This is a genomic window from Halobacterium yunchengense (assembly GCF_037031165.1).
Taxonomy (GTDB): domain Archaea; phylum Halobacteriota; class Halobacteria; order Halobacteriales; family Halobacteriaceae; genus Halobacterium; species Halobacterium yunchengense.
Window position 1 is genome coordinate 176,559 of the sequence record NZ_JAYEZL010000006.1, and the last position, 21,655, is coordinate 198,213.

At 71.2% G+C, this 21,655-nt stretch carries 19 protein-coding genes; 10 read left to right on the forward strand and 9 right to left on the reverse strand.

Annotated elements, in window-relative coordinates; translation table 11 throughout:
* Positions 1-27: 27 nt before the first annotated feature.
* A complete protein-coding gene (locus U5911_RS15210; protein WP_336037905.1) occupies positions 28-255 on the reverse strand; it encodes a DUF7542 family protein in 228 nt (75 codons plus the stop codon).
* A 131-nt stretch (positions 256-386) separates the two neighbouring features.
* On the opposite strand from U5911_RS15210, the gene U5911_RS15215 reads away from it, so the two are divergent.
* Together U5911_RS15215 and U5911_RS15220 are read left to right on the forward strand one after the other, a co-directional pair.
* On the forward strand, positions 387-1,244 hold the full coding sequence (locus U5911_RS15215) for a DMT family transporter (RefSeq protein ID WP_336038088.1): 858 nt from the start codon (positions 387-389) through the stop codon (positions 1,242-1,244).
* 96 nt (positions 1,245-1,340) lie between these two features.
* Positions 1,341-2,081 (forward strand): DICT sensory domain-containing protein, encoded by a 741-nt coding sequence (locus U5911_RS15220; protein ID WP_336037906.1) that lies wholly within the window; start codon positions 1,341-1,343, stop codon positions 2,079-2,081.
* Positions 2,082-2,093: 12 nt separating this feature from the next.
* Here the strand turns inward: U5911_RS15220 and U5911_RS15225 are convergent, their stop codons facing one another.
* From U5911_RS15225 to U5911_RS15240, 4 genes are all read right to left on the reverse strand, one after another.
* Positions 2,094-2,492: an acyl-CoA thioesterase gene (locus U5911_RS15225; RefSeq protein ID WP_336037907.1), complete on the reverse strand. Its 399-nt coding sequence runs from the start codon at positions 2,490-2,492 to the stop codon at positions 2,094-2,096.
* A 103-nt stretch (positions 2,493-2,595) separates the two neighbouring features.
* Positions 2,596-3,228, reverse strand: coding sequence for a nucleotidyltransferase family protein (locus tag U5911_RS15230; RefSeq protein WP_336037908.1), 633 nt, complete (start codon positions 3,226-3,228; stop codon positions 2,596-2,598).
* Entirely contained in the window at positions 3,225-4,439 is a 1,215-nt protein-coding gene (locus tag U5911_RS15235; RefSeq protein ID WP_336037909.1) for a molybdopterin molybdotransferase MoeA, read from the reverse strand. The genes U5911_RS15230 and U5911_RS15235 overlap by 4 nt, the downstream gene beginning before the upstream one ends.
* A 366-nt stretch (positions 4,440-4,805) precedes the next feature.
* Positions 4,806-5,570 carry an IclR family transcriptional regulator gene (locus U5911_RS15240; protein WP_336037910.1) on the reverse strand — a complete coding sequence of 255 codons (765 nt, stop codon included), beginning with the start codon at positions 5,568-5,570 and terminating at the stop codon, positions 4,806-4,808.
* A 329-nt stretch (positions 5,571-5,899) separates the two neighbouring features.
* Here U5911_RS15240 and U5911_RS15245 point away from each other — a divergent pair, with 329 nt between their 5' ends.
* Entirely contained in the window at positions 5,900-7,099 is a 1,200-nt protein-coding gene (locus U5911_RS15245; RefSeq protein ID WP_336037911.1) for a CaiB/BaiF CoA transferase family protein, read from the forward strand.
* A gap of 135 nt (positions 7,100-7,234) precedes the next feature.
* Positions 7,235-7,999, forward strand: coding sequence for a cyclase family protein (locus U5911_RS15250; RefSeq protein WP_336037912.1), 765 nt, complete (start codon positions 7,235-7,237; stop codon positions 7,997-7,999).
* Positions 8,000-8,029: 30 nt separating this feature from the next.
* Here the strand turns inward: U5911_RS15250 and U5911_RS15255 are convergent, their stop codons facing one another.
* The gene (locus tag U5911_RS15255; RefSeq protein WP_336037913.1) at positions 8,030-9,445 is read right to left on the reverse strand and encodes a uracil-xanthine permease family protein; all 1,416 of its coding nucleotides are present in this window, start codon (positions 9,443-9,445) and stop codon (positions 8,030-8,032) included.
* 127 nt (positions 9,446-9,572) lie between these two features.
* Here U5911_RS15255 and U5911_RS15260 point away from each other — a divergent pair, with 127 nt between their 5' ends.
* The 5 genes from U5911_RS15260 to U5911_RS15280 all read left to right on the forward strand — a co-directional run bounded on the left by U5911_RS15260 (position 9,573) and on the right by U5911_RS15280 (position 16,227).
* Positions 9,573-10,619: an alcohol dehydrogenase catalytic domain-containing protein gene (locus U5911_RS15260; RefSeq protein WP_336037914.1), complete on the forward strand. Its 1,047-nt coding sequence runs from the start codon at positions 9,573-9,575 to the stop codon at positions 10,617-10,619.
* Positions 10,620-10,691: 72 nt separating this feature from the next.
* Positions 10,692-11,840 carry an MFS transporter gene (locus U5911_RS15265; RefSeq protein WP_336037915.1) on the forward strand — a complete coding sequence of 383 codons (1,149 nt, stop codon included), beginning with the start codon at positions 10,692-10,694 and terminating at the stop codon, positions 11,838-11,840.
* Between the two features lie 104 nt (positions 11,841-11,944).
* The gene (locus U5911_RS15270) at positions 11,945-13,093 is read left to right on the forward strand and encodes an XdhC family protein (protein WP_336037916.1); all 1,149 of its coding nucleotides are present in this window, start codon (positions 11,945-11,947) and stop codon (positions 13,091-13,093) included.
* Positions 13,094-13,182: 89 nt separating this feature from the next.
* Positions 13,183-13,752: a (2Fe-2S)-binding protein gene (locus U5911_RS15275; protein WP_336037917.1), complete on the forward strand. Its 570-nt coding sequence runs from the start codon at positions 13,183-13,185 to the stop codon at positions 13,750-13,752.
* The gene (locus U5911_RS15280) at positions 13,753-16,227 is read left to right on the forward strand and encodes a xanthine dehydrogenase family protein molybdopterin-binding subunit (RefSeq protein WP_336037918.1); all 2,475 of its coding nucleotides are present in this window, start codon (positions 13,753-13,755) and stop codon (positions 16,225-16,227) included. It abuts the gene before it with no gap.
* A 118-nt stretch (positions 16,228-16,345) separates the two neighbouring features.
* Here the strand turns inward: U5911_RS15280 and U5911_RS15285 are convergent, their stop codons facing one another.
* The 3 genes from U5911_RS15285 to U5911_RS15295 form a co-directional block, all read right to left on the reverse strand.
* Positions 16,346-16,849, reverse strand: coding sequence for a CoxG family protein (locus tag U5911_RS15285; RefSeq protein ID WP_336037919.1), 504 nt, complete (start codon positions 16,847-16,849; stop codon positions 16,346-16,348).
* Positions 16,846-17,736: an FAD binding domain-containing protein gene (locus U5911_RS15290; RefSeq protein WP_336037920.1), complete on the reverse strand. Its 891-nt coding sequence runs from the start codon at positions 17,734-17,736 to the stop codon at positions 16,846-16,848. The genes U5911_RS15285 and U5911_RS15290 overlap by 4 nt, the downstream gene beginning before the upstream one ends.
* Before the next feature lie 190 nt (positions 17,737-17,926).
* Positions 17,927-19,858 (reverse strand): CocE/NonD family hydrolase, encoded by a 1,932-nt coding sequence (locus U5911_RS15295; protein ID WP_336037921.1) that lies wholly within the window; start codon positions 19,856-19,858, stop codon positions 17,927-17,929.
* Between the two features lie 176 nt (positions 19,859-20,034).
* On the opposite strand from U5911_RS15295, the gene U5911_RS15300 reads away from it, so the two are divergent.
* A complete protein-coding gene (locus U5911_RS15300; protein WP_336037922.1) occupies positions 20,035-21,606 on the forward strand; it encodes a uracil-xanthine permease family protein in 1,572 nt (523 codons plus the stop codon).
* Positions 21,607-21,655: the final 49 nt, after the last annotated feature.

Below are 21,655 nucleotides of genomic sequence, written 5' to 3' on the forward strand. Positions count from 1 at the left end.
GGTTTCGCTGTACCGCGTCCGCCCCCGCTACAGGTCGTCGCGGAACAGCGGCGACGCCTCGTCCGTGCACTCGGGGCGGCCGCAGACGCCCGCGTCCTCGCCCGCGCGCTCGACGCCCGGTGCGACCCTGCGGATGTCCCAGTCCGCGTCGTGGCCGGCCGACTCGTGGGCGTCGACGGCCTCGCGCGCGTCCCGCAGCCGGTCGAACCCGGCCTCGAAGCCACACGAGCACTCGACGACTGTCTCGCCGTGCATGCGCGCAGCTTCGCGCCGGTCGCGCATAACGGTCCCGGCTCGACGACCCCGCTACCGGAACCCCAACCGCTATTCGCCGCCGGCGCCCTGGTTGGCGTGTGAGTCCCGGGACCGACCCGCGCGTGCCGCCGATGGCCGCCGTCGCCGTCGCGGTGGTCGCGGTGAGCACGTCCGCGATTCTCGTGGAGCTCAGCGAGGCGCCCCGCGTCCTGAAGGCCGGCTACCGCGTGCTGTTCACGACGGCGCTGGTGGCGCCGTTCGCGTTCCGGGAGCGCGAGGCGTTCGCGACGGTCTCGGGCACGGACTGGGTCGTCGTCGGGGTCGCCGGCGTGCTGTTAGCCGTGCACTTCACGGCGTGGTTCGCGTCCATCGAGTTCACGTCCATCGCGGCGTCGACGACGCTCGTGCAGACCCAGCCGGCGTTCGTCGCGGTGGGCGCGTGGCTGCTGCTGGACGAGCGCGTCGGGCCACGCATCGTCGGCGGCATCCTCGTGGCGCTCGCCGGCTCCGTCCTGCTGTCGGCCGGGGACTTCCTCTCGGGGACGGCGGTCGGCGCCGCGCCGACGCTCGGGAACGCGCTCGCCGTCCTCGGCGCGGTGTCGGGCGCGGGCTACGTGCTCGCCGGCCGGTCCGTCCGCCAGCGGCTGTCGCTGGCGCCGTACGTGTTCGCCGTGTACGGCGTCTGCACGGTCGCGCTGTTCGCCGGCGCGGTCGCCTCCGGGATCCCGCTGTTCGACTACCCGCCACGGGAGTGGGCGCTGTTCGTGGCGATGGCGGTCGGGCCGGGGCTGTTCGGGCACACCGTCGTGAACTGGGCGCTGAAGCACGTCGAGTCCAGCGTCGTGAGCGTGTCGCTGCTCGGCGAGTCGGTGGTGAGCACGCTGCTCGCGCTCGCGGTGTTCGCGGAGGTGCCGGGCGCGTTCACGCTCGTCGGGGGCGCAGTCGTCCTCGTCGGCATCGGCGTCACGGCGACCGGCCGAGCGACGTGACGAGACCGTTGCTGCCGAGTGGGGGTGCCTCCGGCGGCGGTGACGACGGGCACGCGAATTTAAGGGGGGCGCGGTCTACTGTCCGGCCAGCGACAGATGCACGCCGACGACCCGCCGCCGCTCCCCGACATCGTCGACGACGTGGACGAACGCGCGCTCACGCTGTCGTTGTACAACGCCGACGTCCCGCGTGAGGTGCTGGTGGACGTGCAGTCGTACTTCGACGTGCAGTCCGTGGACCTCCGGCGCGCCGGCACCGACGACGGCCGCCCGCGGAACTTCGTCGTGCTCCACGACGGCGACGAGTACGTCGCGGCGAGCGACCTCGCGTCGGTGTACCGCGTCGTCAGACCGGACTCGCCGCTGCTTGCCGCCGCCGACCCGAGCGAGGTGGACTACCCCGACCTCCTCCGGCAGATCGACCAGACCGTGTTCACGGACTACGGCCGCGCGCGGATGGTGGTCGCCTCCCGGGAGATCGAGGCGGCCGCGGCGCGGTACGGCGGCACCCTCCACGCCGGCTTCCAGCGCCTGTCGAACCTCCGGCCGCAGTTCCGGCTCTACGAACGCGTCGCGGCCGCCGGCGTGGAGACCCACGTCTACGGCGCGCCTGACTGGGAAGTGCCCACCGACGCCCACGCCGTCCACGCGTCGGCGGACCCGGAGATCACTGATTCGTGGTTCGTCGTGCTGGACGCCGACGACGACGCACAGAAGCGCGCGCTGCTCGCCGAGGAACGCGACGACGGCCGGTTCTTCGGGTTCTGGACGTTCGACGCGGGCATCGTCGACGTGATCCTCGCGCGCCTGGCGGCGTTCCCCCCGACCGACGCCTGACCGGGGCGCGCGTCAGCGCCGCGCGCCCTCGAGGGCGGCCCGCCAGTCCGCTGGGATCGGCTGGCTCTCCGCGGTCTCGGGGTCGACGACCACCTGCACGGACTCGGCCTCGACGGCGACCGCGTCGCCGTCCCGGACCTCGTAGGCGAACCCGAAACTCGTCGTGCCGACGTCCGTGACGGCGAGCGCGACGTCCACCTCGCGGGCGTCCTCGACGGGGGCGCGGTAGTCGAACTCGAGGTGCGCGAGCACCATGTCGATGTCGCCGGGCCTGAGGCCGACGTAGTCGTCGAGGAACTCGGTGCGCGCGTCCTCGAGGTACGCCGCGTAGACGGCGTTGTTCACGTGGCCGAGCATGTCGTAGTCCTGGTAGCGGACGGCGACGGTGTGCACGAACGGGAACTCGGTCATCACCGGAGGTGCGCCCGCGGCGGGGTTAACGCCCCCGGTTCGCGGGAACTCGACGGCCGGCGGTCGGGCCGCGGCCGCTGGCTGCCGTCGGCGGACCACGTGCTCACGAGAGGTCTCCGGGTTCGTCGACGTCCCGCCGGACGCCGGGGTCGCCCGTCTCCACGACCGCGGCGTCCTCGGCGTCCAGCAGGACCGCTCTGCCGCCCGCGTCGCCCTCGCGGTCGGCGAGCGCGGGGAAGTGCCGCGAGTCGAACAGCACGGGGTTGCCGCGCTCGCCACGGACGCCCGCGGCGAGCGCTGACCCGGCGCCCGCCTCGTAGGCCGCGACCAGCGCGCGCACCGACCCGGGGTCGACGTACGGCATGTCGCCGAGCGCGAACACCGCGGCGTCGACGGACGCGTCGTCGCCGTCCGCTCCCGCGAGGGCGCGCACGGCGGCGCGGACGGAGGACGCCTGGCCGGACGCGTAGTCGGCGTTCTCGACGAACTCGACGGGCGCGTCCGCGAGCGCGGCGCGGACGCGGTCGGCCTCGTGGCCGACGACGACCAGCACGCGGTCGAGGCCGGCGTCGAGGAGGGTGCGCGCGCTCCGCCGGACCATCGGCTCGCCGTCGACGGACGCGAGGAGCTTGTTGTCGCCGCCGAACCGCGAGCTGGTGCCCGCGGCGAGCAGGACGCCCGCGACGGTCGCGTCGCCCGTTCGCGCGTCCGGGGGGTCGACGACGGGGAGCGTCATTCGACCACTGGATAGGGGACGACGCGGACGTCCGCTCCGGCCGCCAGCGGCGTCTCGGTGAGCACGAAGCCGTCGGCGCGCGTCGCGCGCGTGCTGGACGAGAGCACGCTCGGGTCGAAGGTCTCCTCGTAGACGGACAGCGCCGACGCGGTGTGCCCGAGGGGTGTCGCGTCGCCGCCGTCGAGCGTCACTGGCACCGCGTACTCGAAGCCGTCGGGACCGAGGCCGACGTCGTGAGTGCAGGCCGCCGGGACCGTCGCGAGGTCCGTGCGGCCGGTGAAGAACGGTCGCGCGACGAGCACGGCGACGGTGTGTGCGCCCACGGGCTTGCCCGGGATGGCGAACGCGGTCGCGTCGAACTCGGGGAGGTCGGCGAGCGCGATCGGCTTCCCCGGGCGGACGCGCACGCGGTGGAAGTCGACGTCGCCGAGGTCGGCGAGCGCGCGCACGACGTAGTCCTTCCGCCCGACGCTCGTGCCGCCGGTCGTCACCACGACGTCGTGGCGCTCGGCGAGGGCCGCGACGCGGTCCCGGACCGTCTCGGCGTCGTCGGGGACGCTGCCCTCGTAGGTGGCGTCGTGGCCCCAGGACTCCACGAGGCCGGCGAGCATCGGCGAGTCGAGGTCGTCGACGCGGCCCTCGTGGATCTCCGTGCCGGTCGCGAGCACGCCGACGGAGAACCGCTCGCGGACGGGCACGGACTCGACGCCGAGGTCGCGGAGCAGGACGGCGTCCTTCGGCGAGAGCCGCTCGCCCGCGTCGAACAGCCGGTCGCCGGCGGCGACGTTGCTGGCGCGCTCGTAGACGTACGTCCCGGGGTCGACCGGTTCGCCCGCGAGTTCGCCGCCGTCGACGACGCCGTCCTCGACTTTCAGGACGGCGTTCGCGCCCCGCGGCAGTGGCGCGCCGGTCGCGATGCGGACCGCCCGCCCGGAGCCGAGTTCGCCGGGGTCGTCCTCGGGGAACACGTCGCGGTCGACCACCTCGAGGGGGTAGTCGGCGGTCGCGTCGAACGCGAACCCGTCCATCGTCGCGAAGCTGTGCGCCGGCCGGTCCTCGCTGGCGGTGACGTCCTCGGCGAGGACGCGGCCCGCGACCGCGTCGAGGCCGACCGACGTCACGCCGAGCCGCGACAGCGCCGCGTCGCGCGCGTCGAGGACGCGCTCGACGGCGTCCGACCGCCACAGCAGGTCCGCGTGGTCGTGACTCATACGCACACGAGAGTCCCCGGGCCGTTAAGGTCTTGTCGCGAACGGTGCCGCCCGCCCCTCTCGACCGCGGGGCGAGAAAAATCAGAATTTATAGATATATAGTTATACCGTCCGCTGGGGTAGGAATCTAATTCTCCACTTTCAGGCCAACAGAAACGATAATACTCGAGAATAGTACTGTACTGGCGCCGTTCCTCCTGGGTGCTCTTCTAACAGCGTAACCGTATTTTGAGGGTACTAGACGCCATTTAAGCCCGGTTCCCGCGAATTCCGCGGCTCTCCTCGGAAACGTACTGGAAAAATTACTATATAGGCGAACCGCGTCGACTCCTCCAATTCTCGTTACAGGCGTACATACGTCACGGCTCACGAGTAGGTGACGTTGAGGTCGATGACGTTGACGGCGCTGCGGACGACCTCCGGGATCTCCTCGCGGAACCGCTCGTCCTGGAGGCGGGTCGTCGGGCCGGCGACGCTGACGGCGCCGAGGACGTCGCCGTCGGGGTCGGTGACGGCGGCGCCGACGCTGCGGAGGCCCTCGAGGCGCTCCTCGTCGTCGAAGGCGATGCCGGCCTCCCGGATCTCGGCGAGTTCGTCGGCGAGCTCCTCGCGGTCGGTGATGGTGTTCTCGGTGAGCGCGGGGAGGCCGTGGCGGTCGACGATCTCGTCGACGCGCTCCGCCGGGAGGTTCGCGAGGACGGCCTTCCCGAGCGCGGCGCCGTGGAGGTAGATCCGCTTGCCGGCGTACGTGTCGACGTGGACGGCGCGGTCGCCTTTCGCGCGGTGGAGGAAGACGCCGCGGCCGTGCTCCTCGACGACGACGCCGGACAGCTCGCCGGTCTCCTCGGCGATGCGGTCGACTTCGGGCCGCGCGACCTCGTAGACAGCGCGGCGGTCGCGGGCGTGGGCGCCGAGCTCGAGGAAGCGCGTGCCGACGCGGTACGTGCCGTCCTCGTTGACGACGTACTCGTTGCGCTCGAGCGTCTGCAGGTGGTTGTGGACGGTGCTCTTCGGGAACGCGAGTTCGTCGGCGAGCTCCGTGACGCCGGCGCCGCCGCTGTCGTGGAGCGCCTCGACGATGCGCAGCGTGGTCTCGACCGACTTCACCGCCGGGGTGCCCGTGTCGTCCATGGTGTTCGTTCACACGTCTGCGTTCGGTGACGTAAATCTTTTGTTCAACTGGACAGGACAACTGTCCAGACAGGCGCGCGATTCGTGCCGCGAATCCCCGATAGTGAACGGTGTGCTAACACGGGGCACTCGGGGTGCTCTGCGGATTGTCGCCCTTCGAGGCCCGAGGCGCCAGTTCGGAAGTATGCACGTTCTTGAACACGAACGCGTGCGTTCAGCGATGCCGAACGAGCGGTCGAACCGGGCCCCATCCGCGGCGCGCGCGGTCGACTCCAGCTCGCCGCGGCGACGGCAATGATTTATGGCCCGGGTCCGCGTCGGTGACTACGATGAGCGACGGACACGTACTCGACGGCGTGACGGTCCTCGACCTGAGCACGTTCGTCACCGGGGGGTTCTGCTCGCTGATGCTGGCGAACCAGGGCGCGGACGTCGTCAAGGTGGAACGTCCCGGGGTCGGCGACGACAACCGCCACTCCGGGCCGCCGTTCGTGGACGGCGAGTCGCCGTACTTCTGGACGGTGAACTACGACAAGCGCAGCGTCGAACTGAACCTCAAGAAGCCCGAGGGGCTGGCCGCACTCTACGACCTCGCCGAGGAGGCGGACGTCTTCGTCCAGAACTACCGCCCGGGCACCGCCGAGAAACTCGGCGTCGCGTACGACGAAATCAGTGACGTCAACGACGAGATTGTCTACTGCGCAATCTCGGCGTTCGGCCAGACGGGCCCGTGGAGCCAACGTCCGGGCTACGACCTCCTCATCCAGGGGATGAGCGGCATCATGTCCGTCACGGGCGAACCGGACGGCCGACCGGTGAAGGTGGGGCTGCCCCAGACCGACCTCATCACCGCGATGTGGTCGGCGTTCGGCATCATGGGCGCGCTCTACCGCCGCGAGCGCACCGGCGAGGGCGAGTACGTCGAGCTCGGGATGCTCGACGCCACCCTGCCGTGGCTCACAAAGCAGGCCGGGAAGGCGTTCGTCGGCGAGGAACCGAAGCGCATGGGCACCAAGGACCCCGTGCTCGCGCCGTACCAGACGTTCGAGACGGCGGACGGCCACATCAACGTCGCGTGCCTCAACCAGAAGCTCTGGCGGCAGTTCTGCGAGGCCATCGGTCGTCCGGACCTCCCCGAGGACGACCGCTTCGAGACGAACGGCGACCGCGTCGAGCACATGGACGAACTCGAGGCGGAACTGGAGACCGAGCTGCGCGAGCGCAGCACCGACGAGTGGATGGACGTGCTCGTCGAGGACGCCGGCATCCCCGCCGGCCCCGTCTACGACGTCGAGGACGCCCTGTACAACGAGCAGACCGAGGCGCGGGGCGTCGTCACGGAGATGGAGGCGCGCGGCAAGACCATCCCCGTCGTCGAGCACCCCCTGAACTTCGAGCACAGCGACAGCGGCTTCGAGTCGCCGCCGCCGGAGCTCGGCGAGCACAACCGCGAGGTGTTCGCGGAGCTCGGCTACAGCGACGAGGAGATCGAGGAACTCGCCGACGCCGGCGTGTTCGGCGACGACTGACCGGCGTCTCCTCGAATCCTCGACTGACCGGCGTTCTGTCACCCCGCCGACCGAAGTCTTGGTACCGTCGCCGTGTTCCCCCGTCGGTCTGCCCTATGGCCAACCGTTAAGAGGGAGTCGCGCGACGGTCGGGGTATGCTGGATGGCTACGAGATGCACGACCTGACGCAGCCGTGGTGTGCCGACACGCCCGCCTGGCCGACCTACGACAACCCGAAGGTCTGGTACGAGAAGTCACTGGACACGGAGAAGGTCAACGGCCAGAAGATCGAGTTCATGAACCACACGGGCACGCACCTCGACGGCGAGAAGCACTTCGTCGCCCACGGCCGGGACATCGAGAGCATGCCCCTCGAGGAGCTCGTCAGCGACGCCGTCGTCGCGGACATCTCCGAGAAGGTCGGCGACTACGACGTCTACACGCCGGAGATGATCGAGGACGTCGTCGACGTCCGCGAGGGCGACATCCTGTTCGTCCACACGGGCTACCAGGAGTACGCCTGGCACAAGGAGAACGCGGACCCGCACAAGTTCTTCTGCAAGCACCCCGGCCCGAACCAGGAGTTCGCGGACTGGTGCAAGGAGAAGGACCTGAACTACCTCATCCTGGACTGCGGGAGCGCCGACCACCCGATGAACACCGTGATCCGGGACGTCCGCCCGGAGCTCGCCGCGGAGGCCCGCGAGCACTTCGGCGTCGACGACCTCGACGAGATCTTCCCGCCGGAGGGCTACCAGCTGATGCACACGGAGCTGTTCCCGGAGGGCATCGTGCACGTCGAGAACGCGCAGGTACCCGAGGAGCTGCTGAACGAGCGCTGCCAGATCGGGACGTTCCCGTGGCGGTTCCGCGGCGGCGAGTCCTCGGTCTCGCGGGTCGTCGCGTTCACCGAAGAATAGGCGGTTCGAGCGGCTGCTTTCGTCCCGTGCTCAGTCGTCGACGGCCTCCTCCGGGTCCTGTCCGGCGACGGGTTCGCCGACCGGGCCCTCGCCGACGGGCGGGACGTTCTCGGGCAGGACGGCGTTCAGGACGAGCGCGATCGTCCCGCCGACGATGATGCCCGACGTCGCGAAGATCTGGACGTCCTGCGGGAGCTGTGCGAGCGCGTCCGACTGCCACTCCACGCCGACGCCGAGCAGGACCGACACCGCGAGGATGGTGAGGTTGCGGCGGTTGAGCTCGGCGCCGCGGGAGACGATGCGCACCCCGATGGAGAAGATCATCCCGAACAGCACGACGGCGGCGCCGCCCAGCACGGGGTTGGGCATCGCCGCGACGACTTCCGCGACCTTCGGCACGAGGCCGAGGACGACGAGGAACACGCCCGCGATGGCGACGACGAACCGGCTTGCGACGCCCGTGAAGCTGATGAGGCCGACGTTCTGGCTGAACGACGTGTTCGGGAACGCGCCGAACACGCCCGCGAACGCGGACATCACGCCGTCGGCGACGAGCCCGCCTTTCGTCTCCTCGCTGGTGGGTTCGCGGCCGACCGACTCGGTGGTCCCGGCGATGTCGCCGATGGTCTCCATCCCGGTGACGACGTACGCGAACGCGACCAGCAGGATGGCGCTGGGTTCGAAGGAGACCCCGTAGGACAGCGGGGTCGGCAGCGAGAACCACGACGCGCCCGCGACCGCCGAGAGGTCGAGCAGGCCGAGCGGGATGGCCGCGAGGTAGCCGACGACGACGGCGACGAGCACGCTCGCGGCCCGGAGGAAGCCGTCGAAGAACTGGTTCACGACGACGGAGACGACGAGCACGAGCGCCGCGAGCCCGAGGTTCTCGAGGTTCCCGTACGTCGGCGCGCCGGGGCCGCCCGCGGCGTACTGCATCGCGGTCGGGATGAGCGTCAGGCCGACGAGCATCACGACGATACCGGTCACGAGCGGCGGGAACAGCCCGCGGACGTCCTCGAAGACGTACCCGAGCAGGACCTCGACCGGCGCCGCGACGATGACCGCGCCGAAGATGGCCGCCAGCCCGAACTCGCTGCCGACGTCGATGAGCGGCGACACGAAGATGGCGCTGGTGCCCATGACGATGGGGAGGCGCGCGCCGACCGGGCCGAGCGGGTACGCCTGGACGATGGTGGCGACGCCGGCGACGAACAGCGCCATCTGGACGATGAAGGTCGTGTCGGCGCCGCCGAGGCCGATGGCGCCCGCGATGACCAGCGGGAGCGCGACCGTCGAGAGGAACATCGCGAGGAGGTGCTGGGCGCCGAGGGCGACGGACTCCCCGAGCGGCGGTTCCTCCTCGATGCCGTACTCGACGAGCCTGGCCCCGCCGTCGGTGCGTGGTTCTGCGTCTACGCTGGACTCTGTGGTGGTGTCTCGTGGCACACTCTCGGGCACACAATCGCCCCCAATAAACATTTATAACATTTTTTAGAATGGTCCGCAGCGGGTATTATCACCCGGGGCTGCCGCGGGGCGAACAGCTAACTGACAGCGCGCAGACTGGGCCCGTATGTCACGGATGGACGCAGTCGTCCTCGAGGAGTGGGGCGGCGACCTGACGGTCCGCGAGGTCGAACGCCCGGAGCCGGCACCCGGCGAGGTGCGCGTCGACGTCCGCGCCTGCGGCGTCACCCGAACCATCGAGAACGCCGTCCGGGGCGGCCTCAGCGACGACCCCGGCCTCACGCCGCGGATCCCCGGCCACGAGTTCGCCGGCGTCGTCGACGCGGTCGGCGACGGCGTCACCGACGTCGCGGTCGGCGACCGCGTCCTCGCGTACTTCTACCTGACCTGCGGGCGCTGTGACCGCTGCCGGCGCGGCGACACGAACCAGTGTACGGACTTCGGCGGCTGGTTCGGCGTCCACCGGGACGGCGCGTACGCCGACGCCACCACGATTCCGGCGTCGAACGTCCTCCCGCTCCCGGACGGCGCGTCGTTCGCGGAGGGCGCGGTGGCGGCGGACGGCCTCGCGACGCCGCTGCACGTCTGCGACCGCACCGGCGTCGGCGACGACGACACCGTACTCGTGCTCGGGGCGGCGGGCCGCATCGGCGTCCACCTCTCGAAGCTCGCGGCGGCGCGGGGCGCGCACGTCCTCGCGGCGGACGTCCACGACGACCGTCTCGCGCACGTCGACGCGGTCACGCCCGACGCCGTCACGCCGGTCGACGCGCGCGGCGACGACTTTCCCGAGCGCGTCCGCGCCGCGACCCCCTACGGCGAGGGCCCGACGGTGGTCGTGGACACGGTCGGGGACCTCGAGACGCTGCGGGACGCCTGGGCGGCGCTGGCGATGGGCGGCCAGGTGGTCACGCTCACGACCCACCACGAGCGTTCGTTCGCGCCGCTCCTGAAGGAGTTCGTCGTGACGGAAGCGAGCGTGGTGGGGTCGCGGTACGCCACGAAGGACGAGGTGGTCCGTGCCGCGCGCCTGCTCGCCGACGACCGCGTCGAGGTCGACGACGCGCGCACCGTCGACCTCGCGGGAGTCCCCGAGTACCACCGCGACCTGCGCGCCGGCGACGCCTACGGGATGGCGGTCCTGGAGCCCTGACGCGCTCGTACCGACCGCTCGCCGGTCGCCGGAGCCGGGACAGTTTTTACACCGGCCGCGGAACCCCGGGGCGTGAGCGACGAACTGCCGCGGCGCGCGCTCGCCGTCCTCGGCGTCGGCCTGCTCGGCATGGGGCTGGCGGTCGGGAGCTACGGCGCGGCGGTCGCGCGGCTGCTCGAACGCGGCGTGGCGCCCGGCGTCGCCGGCTTCGGGATGACGCTGTTCCTGCTCGGCCAGCTCGCCGTGGTCGCGCCCGCGGACCGCCTGACGCGGACGCGCCGGGCGGCGTGGGTCGCGGCGGCCGGCCTCACCGCCGGCGCGGCCGCGAGCCTGCTGTCCGCCGGCGAGACGGTCGCGACGACCCTGGCGGCGCGCGCGCTCCTGGGGCTCGGGCAGGGCGCGGCGTTCGTCGGCGCGATGAAGCACGTCGGCCGCCGCACGCCACGGCCGCACGTTTCGACTGTCCAGGGGTTCCTCGGCGCGATGTTCACGCTCGGGCTCGCGGTCGCGCTCGCCGCCGCGCCCGTGACCTTCGCGGCCGTCGGGCTCGGGGCGTCGATGACGGCCGTCGCCGCCGTGACCGCCGCGGGCGCGCTCGGCGCGCCGTTCCTGGCGTCCGCCGACGAGGAGCCGGTGGTGCCGTTCCGGGCGTACCTCGCGCCGCTGCAGTCGCCCGTCGGGCTGGCGCTCGGTCTCGGGAACATGGCGACGTTCGGCTTCCTGATGGTGGCGACGACGTGGTACGAGGCCGCCCTCGACGGCGTCGCGGCCGTCCCGACGACGACGGCGCTCGTGGCGTTCGCCGCGACGACGGTGGTCGGGCGCGCGCTCGGCGGCGTGCTCGCGGCCCGCGTCGGCGACCGCGCGGTCGTCCGGCACTCGCTGCTGGCGCTCGCCGTCGTGCTCGCCGGGATGGCAGCGGGCGTCCACTACGAGTCCGCGGCCGTGGTCGTCGCCGCCGTCGCGGGCACCGGCCTCGGGTTCAGCGTGCCGTTCGGGCCGCTGTTCGCGCTCGCGTTCTCGAACCTCGCCGACGACGCCGGCGTCACGCTCGTGGTGATGCTCGCGGTGGGGAACGCCGGCGCGCTCGCGTACCCCTGGTTGGTCGGCGAACTCGTCGCCGCCACCGACACGTACGCCGTGGGGTTCGCGGCGATGGCGGCGTCCGTGCTCGGCGTCTGGCTGCTGTGGCGGCGCGCGATCACGGCGCGGGCCGAGTGAACGGCGTTTCGTACCCGCATTCGGCCGTGAACCCGGCGCGGCGAAACCGGTCCCGGTTACACGTTCGAGGAACGCCTAAGTGCCAGTGGGTGGAACGTGCTGGCATGGACCGAGACGACCCGTGGAGCGTGACCGACCGCGACCTCCACGACGCCCTGCGCTCCCTGCGCGAGGCGGGCGCGTCCGCGGCCGTCGCCACCGTCGTCGGCGTCGAGGGGTCCGCGTACCGGCGTCCCGGCGCGAAACTCGTCGCGCCCGAGGGCGACGACGCGCTCGGCGCGATCACAGCCGGCTGCCTCGAGGGGCCGGTCGCCGACCTCGCGGCGGACGCCCGGGAGACCGGCGCGAGGACCGTGGAGACGTTCGACCTGATGGACGACGACGAGTGGGGCCTCGGCCTCGGCTGCAACGGCGTCATCGACGTGCTCGTCGAACCGCTGGACGACTCCGTCGACCCGCTGCTGGACGCGCTCGCCGACGGCGAACCGGCGGCGCTGCTGACGGTCGTCGGAAGCGACGACCCGGACGTCCCCGTGGGAGCGCGCGCCGTCTTCGACGGCCGGGACTTCCTGACCGGCGAGGACCGCGCGGCGCTGCCCGCGGACGCACGCAGCGACCTCCGGGACGCCGCCGCGAACGCCCGCGACGCGGGAGCGAACGCCTCCCTCGAGGTCGCTCGCGACGCGGGCGACCTCACGGTGTTCGTCGACGGCGTCGAACCGGCGCCGGAACTCCTGCTGTTCGGCGCGCAGAACGACGTCCACGCGGTCGCGCGGTTCGGCGCGCAGGCAGGCTTCCGGGTGACCGTCGCGTCGCCGCGAGGCGGCCGCGCGAGCCGCGAGTCGTTCCCGCACGCCGACCGCGTCGAGGCCACGCACCCCGACGACGTCGCCGACCTCGTGGTGGACGACGAGCGCACGTACGCCGTCCTGCTGTCGCACAACCTCGTCGACGACCGGCTCGCCCTCGAGTCGCTGCTGGACGACACCGCCGTCGGATACGTCGGATTGATGGGGCCGCGCAAGCGCTTCGAGGACCTCCGGGAGGACGCGAACGCGGACGGCCGGACGTTCTCGCCGGCCGACCTCGACCGGGTGTCGACGCCGGTCGGCCTCGACCTGGGCGACGGCGGCCCGACCGGCATCGCGCTCAGCGTCGTCGCGGAGGCGGTCGCCGTGGCGAACGGCGCGTCCGGCGGCCGCCTCGCCGAGCAGTCCGGCCCGATTCACGCGCGCAGCGACCCGACGCCCTGAACTGCGGTCCCGCGCGAGCGTCGGCCTCCCGGTCCCGTCCGCCGATTTCGGCGAAACAATAATGAACAGTCGCCGCGATGGTCGTGTACATGAGTAGTGAGAGCAGTTCACAGAGCCTCGCCCGCCCCACCGAGGCCGTCTCGGTCACGGTGAACGGCGAGGCGGTCTCGGCCACCGTCGAACCCCGCCTGAAGCTCTCGGACTTCCTCCGCGAGGAGTGCGGCAAGCGAGGGGTGCGCGTCGGCTGCGAGCACGGCGTCTGCGGCGCCTGCACCGTGCTCGTCGACGGCGACGCCGTGAAGAGCTGTCTGACCTACGCCGTCCAGGTCGACGGCAGCGAGGTCACGACCGTCGAGGGCCTCGCCGCGGACGGCGACCTCCACCCCATCCAGGAGGCGTTCCACCAGGAGCACGCCCTCCAGTGTGGCTTCTGCACGAGCGGGTTCGTGATGGCGACGAAGGAACTGCTCGACCGCGAGCCCGACCCGGACCGCGAGGCCATCGAGGACGGCCTCGCGGACAACATCTGCCGCTGCACCGGCTACCAGAACATCTACGACGCCGTCGACAGGGCGGCCGAGGAACTGATGGACGCGCCCAGCGACGGCCTCGACGACCGCACCGGTGGGGCCGACGGCGGCGCCGGGGGTGACGACTGAATGTCCGAGGCCGGCACGACGACGGACGTCGACACCGGCGACGAGGCGGAGTCGGACCGCCAGTCGTTCGTCGGCACGGGTCTCGAGCGCGTCGAGGACCACCGCATCCTCACCGGCGAGGCCGAGTACATCCACGACGTCGCGCCGGAGAACGCCCTCCACATGGCGCTCGTCCGGAGCGTCCACCCCCACGCGCGCATCGTCGACGTGGACACGAGCGCGGCCGAAGACCACCCCGACTGCGCGCTCGTCCTCACCGGCGAGGACGTCCAGGCGGACTACCAGCCGATGCCCTGCGGCCTCGAGGGCTTCGAGGAGTGGTCGCTGGCGGTCGAGAAGGTCCGGTACGTCGGCGAGCCCGTGGTCGCGGTGTTCGCGCCCGACCGGTACGCCGCGGAGGACCTCGTCGACCTCGTGGACGTCGAGTACGAGCAACTCGACCCGGTCGTGGACGCGATGGCCGCCCGCGAGGACGAGACCGTCGTCCACGAGGACGTCGGGACGAACGTCCCGGACGGCGAGACCCTCGAGTTCGGCGACGTCGAGGAAGCGTTCGAGGCCGCGGACAACGTCATCGAGCGCGAGTACTCGTGGGGCCGCATCTCCGGTGTCCCCCTCGAGACGGCGGGCGTCGTCGCGGAGTACGACACCGACCGCGACGCCTTCGACATCGACTGCAACATCCAGTTGCACACGCTCGTCGACGACACCGTCTACGAGGCGCTCGGCTACCCGCCCGAGAAGGTGAACCTGGAGGTGCCGGCGGACGTCGGCGGGAGCTTCGGCACGAAGATCGCCATCCACCGGTACTGCGCGCTCGCGTCGATGGCGAGCCAGCAACTCGACGGCCGGCCCGTGACGTTCGTCGAGGACCGCGTGGAGAACCTCCAGGGCGGCGACATGCACTCCTCGGACCGCGAGTACCGCGTGCGGCTGGCGTACGACGACGACGGCACCATCCGCGGCCTCGACACGTGGTTCGTCGACGACTTCGGGGCGTTCCCGCGGTACCCCGTAAACCAGGCGCTGAAGCCGCTGTCCGTCGTGAACAACGCCTACGACATCGAAAACGTCCGCTACGACTACGAGCTGGTGATGACGAACAAGACCAGCCAGACCGCCTACCGCGGGTTCGGCGTGCCGGCGCACATCCACGCCGTCGAGATGGTCGTCGACGAGGCGGCCGCGGAGCTCGGCGTCTCCCGGGAGGACTTCCGGCGCCTGAACCTCATCCAGCCCGACCAGCTGCCGTACCGGCTGCCGACGCACAACGTCTACGACTCCGGGGACTTCCCGGCGGCACTGGACCGCATCGAGGAGATCGTCGACGAGCGCGAGCGCTGCGAGGGCGGCCTCCTCGACCCCGAGGTCGTCGCGGCGAAACGCGAGGAGGGCAAGTACCGCGGCGTCAGCCACACCGTCCACATCGAGCCCGGCGTCTCCGGGTCGGACTGGACGGACCGCCAGCGCACCGACCGGGAGACCCTGGCCGACCGCGACCGCGAGGACGTCGCGGAGCTCCCCGAGCACTTCCGCATCGCGCTGGACGAGGACGGCACCGTGCAGGCGTCCCTCGCGACCGACACCTCCGGGCAGGGCCACCAGACCCTGGTCACGCAGCTGCTCGCCGACGGCCTCGAGGTGCTGCCCAGCGACGTGGAGGTCGGCTACCTCGACAGCGTCACCGCGCCGACGGAGTACGGGACGGCGGCCTCGCGGATGGCGGTGATGCTCTCGGGCGCCACTGAGGGCGCCGCCGAGCGGCTCCGCGAGAACTGCCGCCGGCTCGCCGCCGAGGCGGCCTTCGACTGCGCCGTCGAGGACGTCGTCTACCGGGACGGCGGCGTCGAACACCGCGAGACGGGCGACCGCCTCGACTTCGCGGCGCTCGCCGACCTCGACGCGGACCGCGACGAGCGCCTGACGCGCGTGAGCTACGACTACGACCACCCGGCGACCCAGGTCGAGGACTTCGACGAGGCGCTCACGAGCAAGTACCCCGTCTACCCGACGGCGGCCTTCGCCGCGAACGCGCCCATCGTCGAGGTGGACGTGCACACCGGCGAGGTCGAGGTCCTGAAGTTCTACACGCTACGGGACTGCGGCACGATGCTCAACCCCACCATCGTGGAGGGACAGGCCCACGGCGGCCTCGCGCAGGGCGTCGGCGCCGCGCTCATGGAGGAGTTCCAGTACGACGACGAGGGCCAGCCCCAGGCCATCACGATGTTCGACTACCTCCTGCCGTCGACGAAGAACATGCCGGACGTCGAGATGGAGCACACGGAGACGCCGTCGCCGTTCACGGAGACCGGCGCGAAGGGCACCGGCGAGGGCGGCATGATCGACGGCCCCGCCGCGGTCGCGTCCTCCATCAACGACGCGCTGGCGGAGTTCGACTTCGTCACCGACCAGATCCCGATGACGCCCCACCGCGTCCGGCAGCGACTCCGCGACGCCGACGGCGGGGACTGACGCCGGTCACCGGTGGGGACCGACGCCGGTCACCGGTGGGGACCGACGCCGATCGACGCTGGGGACCGACGGCGCTTCCGCTGGGCGTCGCGCACTGGACGGGAGGAGGCGGGTCGCGTTACTCCTCGAGGGTCGCGGTCGCCTCGGGTTTCGCGCTGATCTTCGACTCCGCGGGGACGCCCTCGTCCGCGAGGTCCTCGACGTCCTCGAAGAAGTCGTTGACGAGGCGTTCGGCGACGCTGCCGAGCGCGCGCTGGCCGAGGCTCGCGATGAGGCCTGAGACGTTCACCTCCGCCTGCCAGGACGCCGTCGTGGTGCCGTCGTCGTTGTCCACGAGGTCCATCTCCGCGACGGTCTCGAAGGAGTTCCGGGACGCGTCGCCGCCCGCGTGCATCACGAGGCGGTTCGGCCGGTCGGCCTCCACGACGACCATGTCGACGTCGAAGGTGGGTTTCACGCTGCCGACGCCGACCGCGATGGTCGCGGAGAGCTCGGCGTCGGACTCCTGTTCGATGTGGTCGCAGCCGGGCGCGCACTGCGCGAGGATCTCGGGGTCCGTGAAGTAGTTCCAGAGCTGTTCGGGCGCGTGGTCGGAGTCGAAGTCGCCGGAGAATTCTATCATTGGATTGTGCGGTCGTAGGCCGTCCGCAGGGAACGGCGGGTGTACTCGCCTGCCAGTTCTACCTTCCACTCCTCGTCGGCGTGCATCTCGGGCGAGGGGTCCGCGGCGTCGCTCGCTGCGGCCGCCGCCTCGTCGAGGGCGTCCTCGTCGAGGCTCGTGCCCTCGACGGCGGCTTCGGCGTCGGGGACGTGGAGCGGGACGTCCGCGACGTTCGCGAGCGCGACGCGCGCCGCCTCGACCTCGGGGTCGTCGGCGTCCGGGTCGTCGACGCGGACGGCGGTGCCCGCGCTGACCGTCGGGAACGTCTGGGCTGCGCGCTTGAGCTCCTCGAAGGCCATCCCCGTCCGCTCGGGCGGGAACGGCTCGCGGTCGACGGTCACGCCGGTGACGAGCTCCTCGGGGCCCAGGTCGGTGAACATGTACGCGACGAAGAACTCGCGGGCGGGGACGGTGCGCTCGCCGTCCGCCGACGCGAGGTGGAGGTCGGCGTCGAGCGCGACGAACGCCGCCGGGTAGTTCCCCGCAGGGTCGGCCTCCGCGACGCTGCCGCCGACGGTGCCGCGGTTGCGGACGCTCGGGCCGGCGATCTGTTCGGCGGCCTCCGGCACCATCTCGACGGCCTCGCGGAGGTCGTCGGCGAACTCGAGGTCGCGGTGGGTCGTCATCGCGCCGATCTCGACCTCGTCGTCGCGGACCTCGTAGCCGGCGAGGTCGTCGACGCGGTCGAGGTCGACGAGGTGGTCGGGGGTGGCGAGCCGGTTCGCCATGATGATGCCGAGGCTCTGGTTGCCGGCGAGCACCTCGGCGTCGTGCCCGAGGTCCGCCAGGAGTGTCGTCGCCTCCTCGACGGACGTCGGGCGGTGGTACTCGAAGGCCGCGGGCTTCATCGCGGGCGGCCTCCGGGGTGAGGGCGGGGTCTGTCTGCGCTATGGGGTCGGTGCCAGCACATGTGTCTCACGTGGATCCGGTAACCCGGTCGGACAATCATGAGATAGGCGCGAGCCGGCTATTAAGCGTTTTGCCAACTCGCCCCACGGGACGGGGTGACGGGGACCGGTCCCTCGCGCTCGACGCCGTTCACTCCGACGGCTGGACCGGGAGCTCGACGTGCGTCGGGTGAGTGGCGGAGTGGTGGACGGTGTTCTCGGCGACCCGGTACTCCTGGTCGGTGTAGAGGGGTCCGCCCGTGTTGTGGTTGACGTCGAACCGCGGCCAGTTCGACGACGACACGTCGAGGCGGATGCGGTGGCCCTCCCCGAAGCGGTTCGCGGTGTCGTAGGGCTCCATGTAGAACTCGTAGACCTCGCCGGGCGTCAGCAGGTCGGGCTCGTCGCGGTAGCCGCGGTAGCGGCCGCGGCAGATGGAGTCCGAGAGGTTCAGGTCGTAGCCGTCCGGGTAGTCCTCGCTCTCGGGGTACTCGTCGACGAGCTTCGCCGTGAAGTCCGTGTCCGGACCGTCCGTCTCGCCGAACACGCGGACGCGGATGGGCCCCGCGATCTCGACCGGCTCCTCGAGGGGCGGCGTGCGGAACGTCAGGACGTCCTCGCGCTCGCTCAGCGGGCCGTACGGCGGGCTCGCGCCGAACGTGTCCTCGCTGGTGCGCTGGTCGTAGCCGCCGCGGCCCGCGAAGTCGACGATGTTCCGGTCGCCCAGGGGGTAGGCCTCGACGGACTCCTCGCGGGGCTCGTAGGTGAGGTACGAGGACGTGTTCCCGCCGATGGTGGGGACGGGGTCCGTGGGGTCGAACTCGAAGCTGGTCGTGGACTCGCTGGCCGTCGGCTGCTCGGTGGAGAGCGTGCCGTCGGCGTGCGCGTAGAACCGCGTCATCTCCGTGCCCTCGGGCGGCCACTGGTCGGCGCTGCGCCACTCGCCGCCGTGGAACAGGCGGCCGTCCTCGGTCCGGTGACCGTCGCCGGTCCCCATCAGGAAGTACTGGACGCGGGGCTCGTCCCAGGCGTCCTCGACGCCGCGGACGTAGCGGTCGAAGAAGCGCTTGCGGGTCTCGCGGTACTTCCGGGTCGCGTTCTCGCCGAACGCGAGGTCGCCGGCCGTCGGCTGCTCCCAGGTCAGCGGCGGGAACAGCAGCTGCTCGCTGTGGTCGTGGCCGCCGGGGAGCCGCGCGAGGTGCGTCCACGGCCCCATCAGGAGGTAGTGGTCGCTGTCCTTGCGGTCCGCGAGCCCGACGAAGTTGTCGCAGGTCGCGCCCGTGTACGAGTCGTACCAGCCGCCCGAGTAGACGGTGGGGACGTCCGCCGACTGGTCGTAGTGGGCCTCGAAGTTCAGGCCGGGGTTCTGCCAGAGGTCGTCGCTGGCGGACGCGGTGGTCATGATGTCGAACGCCCACTCCTCGTACTGGGGGAGCTCGGCGAGCGCGCTCTCGCCGCGCTGGACGGGGCCGTCCTCGAACACCTCGCGGACGTCGACGTCGGCGAACGTCTGCTGGACGTCGGGGTCGGCGAGGCTCTCGTGGGCGAAGCCCGCGCCGAGCGTGAGCGCCCACGACAGCCACCGCTGCTCGAACGCGCCGTTGTGCCGGAACGTCTTCTTCCGGCCGTTCGCCGCGCCCATGTTCACGAACATCCCGGCGAGGCCGTCGGGGTCCTGCGTGGCGAGTGCGTTCTGCACCCACGCGCCGTAGCTCGTGCCCAGCGTGACGACCTGGCCGTCGCAGTAGTCCCGCTCGGCGAGGTACTCCACGGCGTCGGCGCCGTCCTCTGCCTCGTGTCGGTGGATGTAGAAGTCGCCGCCGCTGTCGAAGCGCCCGCGCACGTCCTGGATGGCGATCACGTACCCGCGGGAGGCGTACCACTCGCCGTGCCGCAGGCGACCGCCGGTCTTGTCGTACGGCGTCCGGTCGAGGATGACCGGCCGCGGGTCGTCGATGGGCTCGTTCGTCTCCGGGTCCGCCGGCCGGTAGACGTCCGTCGAGAGGCCGACGCCGTCCCTGGTCGGTACCTCCACGTCCAGTTCGGCGTGGACGCCGTAGGGTGGGTCGCTGTCGCTCGCCATACGCGTACCACCGAGACGACCCGCAAATACGTTTCCCCGCGACCGGTCCCGGACGGCCGCCCGGCGCCGCGTCACAGGCGGCACATTTATAATGGATGTTTGTAGAGAAAGGTACGTGTCCGGTGTGGCAGCACTCCACACATGACGGCTGCCAGGCCAGGACGGAGGGCCACCACATGACAGCCGACCCCCTAGACGGAGCCGAGACGCACAGCACGGACGAGGAACTGGTACCGGACGGCGGCAGCGAGGCCTCGATGGTCGAGTACGGCATCGAGGACAAGCCGCCGCTGTTGCAGTCCATCTTCCTCGGCACCCAGCACTGGCTGACGATGGTCGGGTCGACCATCGCCATCCCGTTCGTGCTCGCCGGCGCGCTCGGGTTCGACGGTGCGCAGACCGCCCAGCTCATCGGGACGTTCTTCGTGGTGTCCGGCGTCGCGACGCTCGCCCAGACCACCGTCGGGAACAAGTACCCCATCGTGCAGGGCGGGACGTTCTCGATGCTCGGACCGGCACTCGCCATCATCACCGTCCTCGGCGGCGCAGACGGCGGCGCGAGCTCGACCGAGATGATGCGGGAGTTACAGGGCGCGATCATCATCGCCGGCGGCGTCGAGGTGCTCATCGGCTACTTCGGCCTGTTCGGCCGCCTGAAGGAGTACATCGGCCCGCTCGTCATCTCCGTCGTCATCGCGCTCATCGGCCTCGCGCTCATCGACGTCCCACAGATCGTCAGCGCGTCCCAGAACTGGTACCTCGCGGGCCTCACGCTCGTGCTCATCGTGCTGTTCTCCCAGTACATCGACAGCTACTCGCGGCTGTTCAAGCTGTTCCCGGTGTTGCTGGGGCTCGGCGGCGCGTACCTGCTCGCCGCCGTGTTGTCCGTCGCCGGCGTCGTCGATATCGTGAGCTTCGGCGCCATCGGCGAGGCGCCGCCGGTCCGGGACATCACGCCGTTCCAGTGGGGCACGCCGCTGTTCACGCCGTCGTTCTCCGCCGGCATGATCGCGGGGATGCTCGCGTCCGCCATCGAGAGCTTCGGTGACTACCACTCGGTCGCCCGCATGGCCGGCGAGGGCGCCCCGAACAAGCAGCGCGTCAACCACGGCCTCGGCATGGAGGGCCTCGGGAACGTCTTCGCCGGCATCATGGGCACCGGGAACGGCTCGACGTCCTACACGGAGAACATCGGCGCCATCGGCATCACCGGCGTCGCCTCCCGGTACGTCGTCCAGATCGGCGCCGTCGTGATGATCCTCGTCGGCTACGTCGGCTACTTCGGCGCGTTCGTCGTGACGATCCCGAACGCCATCGTCGGCGGCCTGTTCCTCGCGATGTTCGCGCAGATCGTCGGCGTCGGGCTCAGCCAGCTCCAGCACGTCGACCTCAACCAGAACCGGAACGTCTTCGTGCTCGGGTTCGGCCTGTTCGCCGGCCTCTCGATCCCGCTGTACGCGAGCAACGTCGAGAGCTTCGAGGCGGGCTTCTCGCAGATCCCCGTGCTCGGGAGCGTCCTCGGCATCCCCGAGGTCGCGACCACCATCGGCATCATCCTCGGCACCGAGATCGCGGTCGGCGGCATCGCGGCGTTCATCCTCGACAACACCATCCCCGGTAGCAAGGAGGAGCGCGGCCTCACTGCCTGGGAGGAGATCACCGAGGACGAGGACGCCTTCGAGCCGTACCACGAGAAGTTCTACCCGCTCGGCGAGCCCGCCAACGAGGACATCGCGGACGACGACTAGTCCCGTCCTCGCCTCCGGCGCAACGCAGAAGTCCCCCCGCGAGTTCTTT